We start from the raw sequence: 14017 nt of genomic DNA on the forward strand, positions 1-14017 counted from the left end.
GTCCGGGGCGTGTCTGGCGTGGTTTACGGCCGGGTCGTTGCGGCCGCATCATGTGACGCGATCAGCCGCGCTTTTCGCTCCTGAGGCCAGCGATGATAGCCCAGCACATCAGCAAAAGCACGATCGTGAACGGCAGGCCCGTGGAGATCACCATCGCCTGGAGCGCTCCGAGTCCGCCGCCGATCAGGAGCACGATGGCGACCGCGCCTTCGAAGATGCACCAGAACACCCGCTGCGGGACCGGCGCATCGACCTTGCCGCCCGCTGTGATCGTGTCGATCACAAGGCTGCCGGAGTCGGACGAGGTCACGAAGAACACGATGACGAGGATCACCGCGATGGTCGATGTGATCGCCGCCATCGGCAATTCCGACAGCATCCCGAAGAGCGAAAGCTCGGGGCTGTAGCTGTCGATCACGTTCGCCTTCACGAGGCTGTCGGGGTTGTTCAGAACCTGGTCGATCGCCGCACCGCCGAACACCGCCATCCAGAGGACGCAGACAAGGCTCGGGATCAGGATCACGCAGGTGATGAACTCGCGCACCGTGCGGCCGCGGCTGACGCGGGCGATGAACATGCCCACGAACGGTGACCAGGAGATCCACCAGGCCCAGTAGAACGCGGTCCACCCGTGACGATAGCTGTCATCCTCGCGCCCGACCGGGTTGGACAGCGGCAAGAGCTCGCGGCCATAGGCAAGAAGCCCCTCGCCGAAGCCCGTCAGCAGCATCACAGTCGGGCCTGCCAGCAGCACGAAAAGCAACAGCAGCGCCGCCACGACCATGTTGACCTCGGAGAGGACTTTCACCCCCCCATCAAGGCCACGCAGGACCGACACCAGCGCGACAAGCGTGATCGCCACGATCAACACCACCTGGCTCGTGATCGTGTTGGGCAGACCATAGACGAATTCGAGACCGGCGACCGCCTGCTGCGCGCCGAAGCCGAGCGAGGTCGCAAGGCCGAAGAGCGTCGCGAAGACCGCCAACGTGTCGATGATGTGCCCGGTCCAACCCCAGACGCGATCGCCGAAGATCGGATAGAAGGCCGACCGGATCGTCAGAGGCAGACCCTTGTTGTAGCTGAAGAGCGCAAGGCTCAGCGCCACGATCGCGTAGATCGCCCAAGGGTGCAGGCCCCAGTGGAAGATCGTGCCCGCCAGGCCGATCTCGCGCGCCGCGGCGACATTCGCCTCGATCACGGTGCCGTCCTCGGCGAATGGAGACGGCACGCCGAGCGGTGACGAGACAGCCATGTGATAGACCGGCTCGAGCACGCCGAAGAACATCAGACCGATGCCCATGCCCGCCGCAAAGAGCATCGCGAACCAGCCCGCATAGGTGAAGTCGGGCGTGGCTTCCGTCCCGCCGAGACGGACGCCGCCCCAGGGGCTCACGATCAGGAACAAAGAGAAAAGAACGAAGAAGTTGGCCGCCGACAGGAAGAACCAGTCGAAGGTCGATGTCAGGTAAGGCCTGAGTTCGCCGAAGAAGGTCGATGCCTGCTCGCGGAAGATCAGGGCATAGACGACGAACAGGATCACGGAGGCGCCGGAAATGACAAAAACCGGGTTGTGAATGTCGAAACCGAATGGCCCGAGTTTGCCGTCTATATTGTCCTGGCCGACATCGTAATCGGTTTCGATGAGGTTCGTATGGCCTTCTGGCGTTGGTATGCCTTCGGCCGTGATGTCCTCGTTTGACATGCGAGGGGCTCCCTACTTGTATTTTGCATTCCGCGACTTGCGATCTTGCGCCGCTTTGCGATGATTTGCCCACCGCGAGCGGTCGTGCCGACAAGCCGTGGAGACAAATGCGAACTGAAGGGTATGACAATCAGCCGCGGACGTCCACCACGACGCGGCCGCGCACCTGCCCGTTCAGGATATCCGCCCCGAGTTTCGGCAGATCGGAGAGCGTTGCCGGCTGCACCATCGCGTCGAGCTTCTCCATCGGCAGATCTTTCGCAATCCGCTCCCAGGCGCGCAGCCGGTTGTCGTAGGGCTGCATGACGCTGTCGATGCCGAGAAGGTTCACGCCGCGCAAAAGGAAGGGGACAACCTTGGCCGGAAGGTCGGCTCCGCCCGCCAATCCGACCGCCGCGGCAGAGGCTCCGTATTTGAGCTGGCCCAGCACCCGCGCCAGCATCGCGCCGCCGACGACGTCGACACAGCCGCCCCAGCGCTCGGTTTCGAGCGGGCGCTTCGTGGTCTCGGCAAGATCCTCGCGCGCCACGATTTCGGTCGCACCGAGCGCCTTGAGGTAATCGGCGCTGTCCGGGCGGCCCGTCACGCCAGCGACCTCGTGACCGAGCGCGGCGAGGATCGCCGTGGCAACCGAGCCGACGCCGCCGGACGCACCTGTGACGAGAACGGGGCCATCCTTGATCCCGTGATCCTCGAGCGCCATCACCGCGAGCATGGCCGTGAAGCCCGCCGTGCCGACGGCCATCGCCTGCCGAGTGTCGAGGCCCTCGGGCAGCGGCACCAGCCAATCGGCCTTCACGCGCGCCTTCTCGGCATAGCCGCCCCAATGCGCCTCCCCGACGCGCCAGCCTGTTAGGACGACCTTGTCGCCGGCGCTGTATCGATCGTCGCTCGAGCTCTCGACCGTTCCGGCAAAGTCGATGCCGGGCACATGCGGGTAATTGCGGACAAGCCCGCCGCCCGGCCCGATGCAGAGCCCGTCCTTGTAGTTGAGCGTCGAATACTCGACCGCGACCGTCACCTCGCCCTCGGGCAGATCGTCGTCCGAGATCTGTTTGACGGCGGCGCTTGTCTTGCCGCTCTCTTCGTCCTTCTCGACGAGCAATGCATTGAACATGTGTGTCCTCTCTTCCTCAACAAGTGTCGGCTATGCGAGCTAGCGCGCAACCCGCAGCGTTACAGCACGGGCCCGTCCTCGGGCATGAAGGCCAGGTCCGAGACCGGTGCCGTTGCACCGGCCGCGGTCAGCATTGCGTGGATCTGGCCGCGGTGATGGGTCTGATGGTTGAACATGTGGGCCACGCAAAGCGCGCGCGGCCGCGACACCTCGCGTCCCTGAGCGCCCGAATACCATGCGAGATCACCGAAAAGCTCGGTCGAGCGCAGGTTCTCCGCCCAGTCGAGGATGCGCGCATCCATGCGGAACCGCGCGATGTCCCAATCGGGCAGCGTATCGGTGAACGCGATGCTCTCCGCGATGCCGCCCTTCGGAGCGGGGCTCTGCGTGAAGCGCGCCATCCAGATCGTATCCGCCCATAACAGGTGGTTGGCGGTCGCAAAGATCGAGCCGAAGAAGCCCTGCCCCGTCTCGCGCAGCCACGCCTCGCCACGCTCTTTGAAGATCGCCTTGAGCTGGCGGTTTTGCCAGGCGTTGTAGCGCGCCATCTGGACAGTGAAACTTGCGTCGATCATGGCGGTCCCTCCGTCACCATTGAGAGCAGTCGAGCATCCTTCTGCGTGACTGGCAAGCCGGAGCGCTTTTCCCGGGGCGCGGCCAGACTAGCTCACGCAGTGGTAGTGAAAGGAGCCCTGGTATGGTCGACGCGATTAACATCATCCTGGCGCTGGCGACGATCGCGCTCGGTGCATTCGGCCTTCTCGCGCCGCGCTACACGGCCGATGTGCTCGATCTCGATTTTCGCGGCAGCACGATGGGCATGAGCGAATTGCGCGCCTCGGCGGGCGGGCTTTTCGTTGCGCTGGGCCTTGTGGCGCTTTTGTCCGGCGCCCCCTGGGCATACGGCATGACCGGCGTCGCGTATCTGGGCGCGGGCACCGGGCGGATCGTCTCGATCCTCGCCGACAAGCCGCCGCAGCCAAAAGCCTGGATCTTCTTCGCCTGCGAAGCGGGGTTCGGCGCATGGCTGGTGATCGTGAATCTGCTCTGAGATTTACCTGACCTTAATCGGTCTCGTGTCTTGTGACGACATGACCGGACTTTATGGCCCCCTCTCGCCCGAAGCTTGGATCGAAGGCGTGTTCTCGAGCAAATCCGCCATGCGCGGTCAGGTCATCCGCCGCGCGCGGCGCGACGTGGACCGCTACGCCGGCCTTGAGCGGCTTCTGTCCGAAGTTGGCCGGCGTGGCTACCGGGCGATAGAGAATGGCGGGCAAGTCATCATATTTTGCAACAACGAGCCTGTCCGCGTGCTGGTCTAGGCCGGTTTCGCACGCAAAACCGGGACTGAAATCCGACGCGGATTTCGTGTCCAGAGACCATCGCCGTCACAGAGGCCATGTTTTCCGCGTGCGGAAAACCGGCAAAATCTTCGAGAAGATTTCGCCTGCGCCTCTTTGCAAGCGCGCCAGAAACGCCTATCTTTCGCCTGTCTCGGCAACGGGACTATGGGCATAAACGCGCTCGTAATAAGCGGATCGGACCCGGGGGCGGTACCCGGCGGCTCCACCAATCATCCCGTCGTTGGGGGGAATTTGGGGCCGAAACAGGATCGACGAACGTGTAAAGGGGTAGCTTTGTCCCGGTGAGGTACCACCGTAATCGGTCCGTTAAGCATAATTGCCAACGACAATCGTGCTCCGGTCGCTCTCGCAGCCTAATGCTGCGCGAAAGACCGAAATCTTAAGTCCAGTCCTCTAGCCAGGGCTGGCGGGGTTCGCAGGCACCTGGCAACAGAAGCCTGCATTTTCCTCTTTAGCCCGTACCTATCTTGTCGCCGGACCAGCGTGTCTCGTGGATTTTCTTAAGCTGTCTTTCCGGCCGTCGGCGATTGTACCCAATTCAGCTTTTTGCTCCACTTTCGGACAGGAAAATGCCGCGAAATCAGACGGGAGCAATGACGCGGAACTGACTTGCCAAGCCGGGTGGCTCCGTACGAAGCTTGGCCGAAGGCGGGCAAGCCACGCGAGTGACACCGATGATGACACGAGACGGCGACATGGACCACGTGACCGGTGCTTCTATGACCCCAGAGCTCTGGAAGAGTTCAATGCGCGCGCTCAGAATAAGCGTGGCGCGCCTGCTCGTCATATCAGTTTCAATTCTTCTTCTGGCGACAATCCAGACGCCGGCGCAAGCCGAGCAGGATGAAACCTATCAGTTGGGCCCGGGCGACAGGTTATCTGTCCGCGTCGTCAGATGGGACAATCAGGAGCTCGACTTCGTGGAATGGGATGCGGTCAGCGGCAGTTTCTCCATCTCGAGCAACGGCACGCTGAGCATTCCGCTGGCAGGGACTTTCTCGACCTTGGACAAAGATCTCGATGAGCTGTCCCAGGAAGTTTCCGCCAAGCTGAACGAAAGCGTACAATTGATCGAGACGCCCTCTGTCGTGATCGAGATCGAGACTTACCGTCCGTTTTACGTGATCGGCGATGTGGAACGGCCCGGAGCCTTCGAAGCGACCCCTGGTCTGGGCGTCATGCAAGCCTACGCTCTGGCGGGCGGTGCGCCATATCTGCGCGAAGCTGAATCCAATGATCTGCGCGGCGTGATGCGGGATGCCGGTGACCTTTCGCGCATCCGCAGGGAGGAAGTGCGCCTGCAGGTTCTCGCACACCGCCTGAACGCCGAGCTGCGCGGCGCGGATACGTTCGAGATCGACGTGGAGCTCCGCCACCCGGACGGGTCCGAAGCGCTCGATCGCCTGATCTCGGACGAGACGGAGATTTTCGCGACACGGAAAGAAGCACGTGCTCTGGAAAGGCAGAGCCTTGAAGAGCTCAAAATCCTTCTGGCGACAGAGATTTCCCAGCTTGAGACAAAACGTTTAAGGCTGGCGGATCAGATCCTCACGGCGCGGGAGGTCAGCGACAACCTCGCCGAGCTCGGCGACCGTGGTCTCGCACGTGCAGACCAGTTGCGCGACGCGCAACGCGCGATATTCGAGCTCGAGAGCCAGGATATCGACCTGGAGAACGGCATCTTTCGCGCGCAACAAGGGATCAAGGAGGCTGAGCGGGACATTGTCTCAATCCAGACCCAGCTTCTAACCCAGGTGACCGCCGAACTTCAGCGCGTCAATGCGGAGCTGGAAGACAGGGCGCAGCGTTCAAAACTGCTCGTTTCCATGCTGGACCTTTTCAGCGTCGGCGTTCCCCAGTCCGAAAGGCAGTTCTCTACGGAGTTCTTCATCACGCGCGGTACAACTGATGGGGCCGAAGTGCAGGTCACCGGCGATACCCCTATCGGACCGGGCGACATCTTGCGCGTTCAGCGACGGGCAGCCGATTCCACGAGCAACTAGGTCGGATTGGCTGAGTGGAGGTGGCGAGAGGCCAGGAAACGCGGGATCAACACACCGCTTCCCGTCTTTGGTGACGATTGCTGTCTTGCGTGCCGAGCCAGGTATCCTGCCAGGCGTCGAGCATGATCAGGGTCCAGAGATGTCGTCCCCAATTGCGGCGCCCCGACACATGTTCATCGAACTTGGCTGCGGCGCGGTCAGGATCGACGACACTGAGCACTGACAATCTCTCGGGTGAAACCGCGTCGGCCGCCAGATCGCGCAGCGGACCGCGGATCCAGTCTTCGATGGGTATGCCGAACCCTTGCTTGGGACGGTCGAACAAGGCCAGAGGCACGCGTCGTTCCAGCAGCCTCCGCAGAACCAGCTTTCCGACGCGGCCATCAAATCGCAGGTTGTTCGGTAGGGACCATGCCAATTCGACCACCCTGTGGTCGAGAAGCGGAGACCGGACCTCCAAAGACGCGGCCATCGACGCGCGATCGACTTTCACAAGGACGTCATCGGGCAGGTAGATGGACGTATCGAGCGCCATCATCTCGGCCACCCTGTCATCCATCTCCGTGGTGTTGCAGGCTTCAAATGGACCCGTCGGTCCCAATCGTGCCTCGGGGACCAGATCGTGGTCCGACCACATCGTGAAGGACTGACCATAGCGCGCCCGGAACGAGGGTTCAGCGGCAATACGTGTCAGCTTCTTCAGCCTGTCCGTGCTGATCTGTTTTCCGACGCGGGCAGGCAACACTCCGCGGGCCATCGAAATGGCAGTATCGAGACGCGCCGAGGGCACACCGTTGGCCGCTTGGAAAAACGCTCTGGGCAGAAAACGCGAATACCGCTCGAAGGTATCGGCGGCCCAGTACCGCTGATACCCACCGAACGACTCGTCTCCACCGTCACCCGACAGGGCAACCGTGACATCCGAGCGGATCAGTCGCGAGATCAGCAGCGTAGGAAGCTGTGACGGGTCCGCAAACGGTTCATCGAAAACCGCCGGCATGTCCGATACCAGCGCCAATGCGTCTGCCGCCGAGGCGGTCAGTTCATGATGCGCGGTTCCCAGATGCTTGGCGATATGGGCGGCCGCATCGGCCTCGTTGATCGCGTCGTCGTCGAAGCGGACGGTGTAGGTCGACACGCGATGGCTTGCCTGTTCCTGCATCAGCGCCACGATCAGGCTGGAGTCAATTCCGCCCGAAAGGAACGCACCCACCGGAACATCCGACACGAGGCGTTCCGCGGTTGCTTGCGACAGAACCTCATCGACACGCTCAATGGCTTGCGCTGCATCTGTGCAGGGATCGGCCCTCCCCTTCGCGATGACCTCTTCGAGAGACCAGTACGGGCGGGCGCAAGATAAAATGTCGGCTGGATCGGAAACGGAAGCCTCCACGGGGATGGCCGCCCAATGACCCGCTGGAAATTTCACGACGCCTTCGTAGATCGAGCGAGGTGCCGGCACATAGCCGTAGCGGAGATAGAGAGCGACCGATCGGCGGTCGGGCGTAAGGTCGGAAAAATCGGGGTGCGCGCGTATCGCCTTAAGCTCCGAGGCAAAGGCGGTCGTTCGGCCTCGGCATCCGATGTAGAGTGGCTTCTTGCCGAGCCTGTCCCGCGCAAAAATTATCGAATTCGTCGCGCGATCGAAAACCGCGAAGGCAAACATCCCGGTCGCGCGCTGCAGCGTCGGTTCGATACCCCATCTCTCGATACCGTTCAGAAGAACCTCGGTATCGGAGCTCCCCCGAAAGATCACGTCTTCCGCCGCCAGCGCGTCGCGCATGCCGCCGAAGCCGTAGACCTCTCCGTTATAGACCATCTCGAAGCGGCCGCTGGCCGAGCGCATCGGCTGCGCGCCGGCTTCGGACAAATCGATGATCGCCAACCTGCGGTGGCCGAGCGCCACGCGGCCGCCGGGATCGACGAAGTGACCATCGGCGTCGGGGCCGCGATGGCTCAGGGTTTCGGTCATGCGCGCAAGGATCGCCTTGGCGTTGGACGACTCATTGGGCGCTGAAGTGATGAAACCGGCTATCCCGCACATTGAACCGGCTCCCTAGCACCGATGCCAGACCGGCGTTTCAAGCCTGTCTGCATCCAGAACGGATTGATAACGCGCGGCGATTGCGGCCAGCTCGTAGTTTTCGCGGATTTGCCGTGCTGCGCGCCGCGAGAGTTCGGCATAAGCTGCGGGCTCGAGGCCGCACATCCTTGCCATTGCCTCGGCGACGGCCCGGTCATCCCCGGGGGGCACCGCTTCGCCCGTATTCCCTACGATGGTCGCCGCGTCTCCGACATTCGTTGTCACCACAGGTATTCCGTAGGACATGGCCTCCGCGACGACGTTGGGAAAGCCCTCGGTCCGCGAGGACAGAACCAAGACATCGATCGCTCTGTAAAACGGGTCCATATCGGTCAGCGGCCCAAGCAGCTCGATGCTCTGAGGATCCAGATCGGCAGCTCGTATTTGCTGCGCGAGTTCTTGGTTTTCGGAAGTCATGCCGTGCCCGGCTGCCACGAATTTCGCATCCGGCACGCGACCAAGCAGGCGCGCTGCCGCCCGCAAGAACGTCGGGTGATCCTTTTGCGCATGGTGGCGCGCAGCGATTCCGAACACGCGCGGCACGCGGGCCTTGTGATTGGGGTGCGCGGGCATCTCGATGCCATTCGGGATCACGACCGCAATGTCGTTGTGAAAGCCGGCCTTTCCATGCTGGACCAGTGCGCGCCGGGAATTGTAGATGATCCCATCGCAGAACCGCGAGAAGACCGACGCCGCTCGGACAGTAAGACGGAGCGTTCGTCCGAACGCCTGCGGATCGTCGAGCGATTGCCGGATCGTCCAGTAGACGCGGGGCCGAGGGCCGAAAAGGAACCCTGCGAGCAGACCCAGCAAAGCGGCATGATACATCCAGCAAAGGATCGCTTCGGGACGCTCGCGCCGCAGGATGCGGGCAAGCGTCCACAGCCCGTTCGGCACACGGGAAAGTCCCGTCATCCCGAGCGAATAGTAGCGGATATCGTGACCGCCGGCCCTTTTTCTGGCGTCGTCGGAGACCCCCCTGAGCGACACGACGACAGGATCGGGATCCAAGCCTTGCCGCAAGAGGCGCGCAAGCATCACCTGAGCGCCTTCCATCCTCGAGAAATCCGTTATGATGTGGAAAGACACATTCAATCCATTCGATGTCTGAGGGCCTGCAATGTGCCGGCATGCTGGCCGCCGGTCTTCAGGCGCAACAACGCGATCCTCCGAAAGTCACGCTCTGTGACGCTCTGCGCGTTCAAGGTTGTCATTCCGCGGCCAGAACAATCGCGTCATCGCGTTGGCCATAGCCTGGACGCCCGACGCCGACGATCCGATCAAAGCCGGCGGCGCGCAGGGCGTCGATTGGGTAGACGTTGCGCAGATCGGCAAAGCGACGCGTGCGCATGCCTGCAGCCAGCCTTGCCAGATCCAGCGCGCGGAAAGCGTTCCATTCGGTCAGTAGCACAACGGCATCCGCATCCGCTGCGGCAGCATAGGCATCGTCCTCCCATGTGACGGACGGCAGCAGCGCGGCGCCTTCGACGCGTCCCTTGGGATCGACGACGCGGACATGCGCTCCCGCCCCGATCAGCGCGGGAACGATTGTCAGGGCGGGGGCCTCACGCATATCGTCCGTGCCTGGCTTGAAGGTCACGCCCAAGACCGCGATGGTCTTGTTCGCCACGCTGTCGTCGCACAGCTCGAAGATCTTCTCGACCGCGCGCCGCTTTGCCGTCTCGTTGGAGCCGATGACAGCTTCCACGATCTGCAGCGGTATTCCGACTTCCTGCGCGGTGCGAGCCAGGGCGCGCGTATCCTTTGGGAAGCACGATCCGCCATAGCCCGGTCCGGCATGGAGGAATTTCGGACCGATGCGTCCGTCCAGGCCGATCCCTCGGGAGACTTCGCGCACGTCGGCGCCGATCCGTTCGCACAGGGCCGCGATCTCGTTGATGAAGGTGATCTTCGTCGCGAGAAACGCATTGGCCGCGTACTTGATCATCTCCGCAGACTCGAGATCGGTCTCGACGATGGGAAAGGATCTCAGGAAAAGCGGGCGATAGATGTCCCGCATGACACCTGCCGCGCGCTCGGACTTGCAGCCGAAAACGACCCGATCCGGTTTCATGAAGTCCTCGATGGCTGCCCCCTCGCGCAGAAACTCCGGGTTCGACACGATGTCGAACGACAGATCCGGGGCGGTGGCCGCGATTTCTGCGGCGACGCGCGCATTGGTTCCGACGGGGACCGTGGATTTGACGACGATGACCAGACCGTCGTGAGCAAGACGCGCCACATCCCGCGCCGCGGCCATCACGTAGGACAGATCGGCCTGCCCGTCTCCGCGGCGGGACGGCGTGCCGACCGCGATGAACGCCGCATCTGCGCCTTCCAGCGCTTCGGCCAGGTCCGTTGTGAAGCGCAGCCGGCCCGCCTCGGCGTTGCGGACCATGAGTTGGTCGAGCCCGGGCTCGTAGATGGGCACCTGCCCAGCGCGCAACCGGTCAATCTTTGCCGCGTCGGTATCGACGCATGTCACTGTATGCCCGAAATCCGACAGGCAGACGCCGGAGACGAGGCCCACATATCCGGTTCCAATCATCGCGATACGCATAAGTCCAATCCTTTGTTAGGTTCTCAAAATACGTTCAATAGCATTGCCGGACTGCCACGAAGCCTTCCGCGGCCTTCCGGTGGACGGTGGCGCCGCGCAAGGTCGCCAGCGCGCGCAGCGCGTCGATGGAGCGTTCCGCGGGGCTCGCACGGACCTGGCTGGCGAAGGCCGCGAAAGCATCGAGCTTGGTCTGAAGGGTATCGCCGATATCGACGAACGTGTTCGGCGTGAAGGGCGGCGTCAGATAAGGCGCGTTCCAATTGGTTTCAGACAAGGTTTCATAGACGTAGATGGCCGCAGGATATTCCTGCTGCGCCGGTCTGGAGGCGACCATGGCGGACAGGAACACCAGCTGATGGTCGAGATGGATGTCGCCTGGGTGCGGCAAGAACAGAACCTGCGCGCCGATGCGGCAGACAAGGTCCGCAAGGCTGCGATTGAGCGCACCGTGCGGCTCCGTATCCAGTTCTGCCGCCGCGTGGTCCAGCCAGTGCGTCTGATGAATGCCAAGGATGTCGTGGGCGGCCGCAGCCTCTGCCTTGACGGTCTCGACCTGATCCCGACCGAACCGCTTGGCGCGGCCGCGCGTCGCGATGCACACGTGGACTTCGCGCCCTTTTTCAGTCAGCCGCGCAATCGTGCCGCCGACGCCCAGAACCTCATCGTCAGGATGCGGAGCGATCACCAGGACCGGGCCAGTTTGGGCAGTCTCGAAGATCATGGCCGGCCCGGCGATAGGCTGGAAGGTGGCGCCTCGACAGCGCGTCTGCGCAGAACGTCGGCGGCGGCACGGATCCGGGCCTCGGCCCTGGCCTCTCCGCGCAAAAGAGTGACGACCGTCAGCCCCAGGATGGACATATCCAAAGCGGCGCTGCGATGATCCACGTACCACAGATCGAGCGCGACCTTCTCGGCATCCGTCAGGCGGCTGTTGCCACTGACCTGCGCCCAGCCAGTCATGCCCGGGCGGACACGTCCTCGGAGAACGGCGTCGTTACCGAAAGCGCGCAACGTTTCGGGCAGTAATGGCCGCGGCCCCACGAGGGCGAGATCGCCGCGCAGGATCGCCAGCAGCTGCGGGATCTCGTCGAGCCGGAACCGGCGGAGCATACGGCCGATGGCGTTGGTACGCGCCTCGTCCGGCAAGAGGGCGTCGCTTTCGTCGCGGTCCTCGTTCATCGAGCGGAATTTCGAGATGACGATCCGGCGACCGCCTTGTCCCGATCGGACCTGCCGGAAAAAGATCGGGCGGCCGAGCCCCGCCCAGACAAGCAAAGCGACGAGGCAGCCGAGAGGCAGAGCCACGACCGACAAGGCAAGTGTCAGAAATATCTCAAGCAATCTCGGCATCGGATCTCCGCATGCGGTCGATCCGAAGCTACCGGCGGTGCCGAATGGAACAATTGGCCGTCTCGGTAGAAGACTAGCCCTTTCGGTCCGGATCGGTGCCAAACGAAGCACGCTCCGGGATGGAGCGATCATCGCGGTCCGGCGGCTCGACATCGAAACGACGCGAAAACAGGCAGTCAACCTGGCAGAGGTGGCGCGCAAAAGTGGATTGGTCGGGTCGGCTCGGGCCACGCTTTGAGGGCAATCCTCACCCGAAGGGAGTAAAGCCCGATACTCATCGGTTAAACCCGTGTCGGAAGTTGAATTGATTTAGAGCGCGCTACACCGGACTTTCGCCATACTTGTGAGCGTCTGGCCCGCGTCTGGCCCGTGCCGGGACTTACGCAGGGCCATCGTGCGGCCAGTATCAAGGCGATACCAAGGAAGAACCGCGTGACGCATAACCTTGTTCTTGTCGATCTGTCCCGGACCGTGCGCGCGCACTTCCAACCGAGAACTGCAGCGAGCCTCTCGCAAATTTCGGCTTATCAGTCTGAAGTTGGAGCTTGCACGCCACGGCGCATGCCCGTTCAGCAAACATTGGACGAGACAAACGTCGTCTCGCCCATGCCCGGTCCGAGTCCTGCAAAGAAGATGTCGGCACGATGAGGTCGGTTACGTCCCGAGCCAAGTCCATCGCTCTGATCAGCAGCTACGCGCAGAGCCTGGTGCGTTTCCGGCTCGACCTCATCCGGGCGATGATCGCCGAAGGACATTCCGTTACGGCCTTTGCACCTGAAGACGACGACCAGGTCCGGCGGATCCTCGCACGCGAAGGATGCGCCTTCGAAGTTGTCGAGATGGCACGGACGGGCACCAATCCATTTGCCGACGTGTCACTTCTCATTCGTTTGTTCACCAAATTGCGTCAGCTGCGTCCGGATGTCGTCATCAGCTACACGATGAAACCCGTCATCTACGGCGGCATCGCCGCACGTTTGCTGCGTATCCCGGAACGGTACGCGCTCATGACGGGCCTCGGCCACGTCTTCGCCGACCCCGAACCGCGCGGCAAGGCCAGGATCCTGCGCGGCTTGTCCACCTGGCTCTATCGTCGCGGGCTCAGGGGCGTGAACCGTGTCTTTGTCTACAACGGCGCGGACGAGGCCGAGATCCGCCAACTTCGGATGATCGATCGGCACACACCGCTGATCCGGGTGGCGGGGACAGGCGTGAACCTAGATCGGTTCGCTCAGAGCCCCCTGCCCGAGGGTGCGCCCCGTTTCCTGCTGATCGCACGGCTGTTGGCCGCCAAGGGGGTCCGGGAATACGTTGAGGCAGCGAGACGGCTGAGGGAGGACTGGCCTGAGGCGCGATTTCGGATCGTGGGACCGCTGGATCCCAATCCGGACGGTATCGGGCCCGAAGAAGTCGCAACTTGGCGGCAATCGGGCGCGGTCGAGTATTGCGGCGAGACCAGCGATGTTCGCCCTTTCCTCGACGCGGCGTCGGTCTTTGTCCTTCCTTCCTATTACCGCGAGGGCGTTCCCCGCTCGATCCTCGAGGCGATGTCAAAGGGCCGGCCAGTGATCACCACGAATTTGCCGGGCTGTGGAGATACCATCGAAGACGGTGTGTCGGGCTATTTTGTGCCACCGCGCGATACGGATGCGCTGACGGACCGGATGCGGCGTTTTCTGGACGCTCCCGAGAGCGTCGCGTCAATGGGCAGGCAGGCGCGGAAGCGGGCGGAGCAGGCCTTCGACATACACGCGGTGAACGCGCACCTGATCGCCGAGATGGGTCTTTCGCGGGTTCATCGAAACCGGGCGCCGCGTGCCACGAAGGTCGCCTGA

General features: G+C 62.7%; 12 protein-coding genes and 1 other RNA gene. 5 read left to right on the plus strand and 8 right to left on the minus strand.

The window, feature by feature from the left end:
• Window positions 1-61 precede the first annotated feature (61 nt).
• The 3 genes from FIU91_RS12035 to FIU91_RS12045 form a co-directional block, all read right to left on the minus strand.
• Complete coding sequence (locus FIU91_RS12035; protein WP_152462631.1) at window positions 62-1705, minus strand: BCCT family transporter; 1644 nt, start codon at window positions 1703-1705, stop codon at window positions 62-64.
• A 130-nt stretch (window positions 1706-1835) separates the two neighbouring features.
• Window positions 1836-2822 carry an acryloyl-CoA reductase gene (acuI, locus tag FIU91_RS12040; RefSeq protein ID WP_152462632.1) on the minus strand — a complete coding sequence of 329 codons (987 nt, stop codon included), beginning with the start codon at window positions 2820-2822 and terminating at the stop codon, window positions 1836-1838.
• A 59-nt stretch (window positions 2823-2881) separates the two neighbouring features.
• A complete protein-coding gene (locus FIU91_RS12045; RefSeq protein ID WP_152462633.1) occupies window positions 2882-3397 on the minus strand; it encodes a DinB family protein in 516 nt (171 codons plus the stop codon).
• Window positions 3398-3519: 122 nt separating this feature from the next.
• On the opposite strand from FIU91_RS12045, the gene FIU91_RS12050 reads away from it, so the two are divergent.
• The 4 genes from FIU91_RS12050 to FIU91_RS12065 all read left to right on the plus strand — a co-directional run bounded on the left by FIU91_RS12050 (window position 3520) and on the right by FIU91_RS12065 (window position 6189).
• Window positions 3520-3873 (plus strand): DUF4345 family protein, encoded by a 354-nt coding sequence (locus FIU91_RS12050; protein WP_093010093.1) that lies wholly within the window; start codon window positions 3520-3522, stop codon window positions 3871-3873.
• Window positions 3874-3913: 40 nt separating this feature from the next.
• Window positions 3914-4144 carry an N-(5'-phosphoribosyl)anthranilate isomerase gene (locus tag FIU91_RS12055; RefSeq protein WP_093010094.1) on the plus strand — a complete coding sequence of 77 codons (231 nt, stop codon included), beginning with the start codon at window positions 3914-3916 and terminating at the stop codon, window positions 4142-4144.
• Between the two features lie 130 nt (window positions 4145-4274).
• Window positions 4275-4630: a transfer-messenger RNA gene (ssrA, locus tag FIU91_RS12060) on the plus strand.
• Between the two features lie 251 nt (window positions 4631-4881).
• Window positions 4882-6189 (plus strand): polysaccharide biosynthesis/export family protein, encoded by a 1308-nt coding sequence (locus FIU91_RS12065; RefSeq protein ID WP_172974999.1) that lies wholly within the window; start codon window positions 4882-4884, stop codon window positions 6187-6189.
• Window positions 6190-6235: 46 nt separating this feature from the next.
• On the opposite strand, the gene asnB is transcribed toward FIU91_RS12065, so the two are convergent.
• The 5 genes from asnB to FIU91_RS12090 form a co-directional block, all read right to left on the minus strand.
• Window positions 6236-8233, minus strand: coding sequence for an asparagine synthase (glutamine-hydrolyzing) (gene asnB, locus FIU91_RS12070; protein ID WP_152462635.1), 1998 nt, complete (start codon window positions 8231-8233; stop codon window positions 6236-6238).
• A 12-nt stretch (window positions 8234-8245) separates the two neighbouring features.
• Window positions 8246-9328: a glycosyltransferase gene (locus FIU91_RS12075; RefSeq protein WP_152462636.1), complete on the minus strand. Its 1083-nt coding sequence runs from the start codon at window positions 9326-9328 to the stop codon at window positions 8246-8248.
• Window positions 9329-9482: 154 nt separating this feature from the next.
• Complete coding sequence (locus tag FIU91_RS12080; protein WP_152462637.1) at window positions 9483-10832, minus strand: UDP-glucose/GDP-mannose dehydrogenase family protein; 1350 nt, start codon at window positions 10830-10832, stop codon at window positions 9483-9485.
• A gap of 34 nt (window positions 10833-10866) precedes the next feature.
• Complete coding sequence (locus tag FIU91_RS12085; protein WP_152462638.1) at window positions 10867-11553, minus strand: PIG-L deacetylase family protein; 687 nt, start codon at window positions 11551-11553, stop codon at window positions 10867-10869.
• A complete protein-coding gene (locus tag FIU91_RS12090; protein WP_152462639.1) occupies window positions 11550-12182 on the minus strand; it encodes a sugar transferase in 633 nt (210 codons plus the stop codon). Before FIU91_RS12090 ends, FIU91_RS12085 begins: the two co-directional genes overlap by 4 nt.
• Before the next feature lie 644 nt (window positions 12183-12826).
• On the opposite strand from FIU91_RS12090, the gene FIU91_RS12095 reads away from it, so the two are divergent.
• A complete protein-coding gene (locus FIU91_RS12095; RefSeq protein WP_152462640.1) occupies window positions 12827-14017 on the plus strand; it encodes a glycosyltransferase family 4 protein in 1191 nt (396 codons plus the stop codon).

Source organism: Roseivivax sp. THAF30, from assembly GCF_009363575.1.
GTDB lineage: Bacteria > Pseudomonadota > Alphaproteobacteria > Rhodobacterales > Rhodobacteraceae > Roseivivax > Roseivivax halotolerans.

Excerpts from the sequence above, each read along its gene's own strand:
- FIU91_RS12035 (WP_152462631.1), bottom strand. The coding sequence starts at position 1,705 with ATGTCAAACGAGGACATCACGGCCGAAGGCATACCAACGCCAGAAGGC.
- acuI (WP_152462632.1), bottom strand. The coding sequence starts at position 2,822 with ATGTTCAATGCATTGCTCGTCGAGAAGGACGAAGAGAGCGGCAAGACA.
- FIU91_RS12045 (WP_152462633.1), bottom strand. The coding sequence starts at position 3,397 with ATGATCGACGCAAGTTTCACTGTCCAGATGGCGCGCTACAACGCCTGG.
- FIU91_RS12050 (WP_093010093.1), top strand. The coding sequence starts at position 3,520 with ATGGTCGACGCGATTAACATCATCCTGGCGCTGGCGACGATCGCGCTC.
- FIU91_RS12055 (WP_093010094.1), top strand. The coding sequence starts at position 3,914 with ATGACCGGACTTTATGGCCCCCTCTCGCCCGAAGCTTGGATCGAAGGC.
- FIU91_RS12065 (WP_172974999.1), top strand. The coding sequence starts at position 4,882 with ATGGACCACGTGACCGGTGCTTCTATGACCCCAGAGCTCTGGAAGAGT.
- asnB (WP_152462635.1), bottom strand. The coding sequence starts at position 8,233 with ATGTGCGGGATAGCCGGTTTCATCACTTCAGCGCCCAATGAGTCGTCC.
- FIU91_RS12075 (WP_152462636.1), bottom strand. The coding sequence starts at position 9,328 with ATGGAAGGCGCTCAGGTGATGCTTGCGCGCCTCTTGCGGCAAGGCTTG.
- FIU91_RS12080 (WP_152462637.1), bottom strand. The coding sequence starts at position 10,832 with ATGCGTATCGCGATGATTGGAACCGGATATGTGGGCCTCGTCTCCGGC.
- FIU91_RS12085 (WP_152462638.1), bottom strand. The coding sequence starts at position 11,553 with ATGATCTTCGAGACTGCCCAAACTGGCCCGGTCCTGGTGATCGCTCCG.
- FIU91_RS12090 (WP_152462639.1), bottom strand. The coding sequence starts at position 12,182 with ATGCCGAGATTGCTTGAGATATTTCTGACACTTGCCTTGTCGGTCGTG.
- FIU91_RS12095 (WP_152462640.1), top strand. The coding sequence starts at position 12,827 with ATGAGGTCGGTTACGTCCCGAGCCAAGTCCATCGCTCTGATCAGCAGC.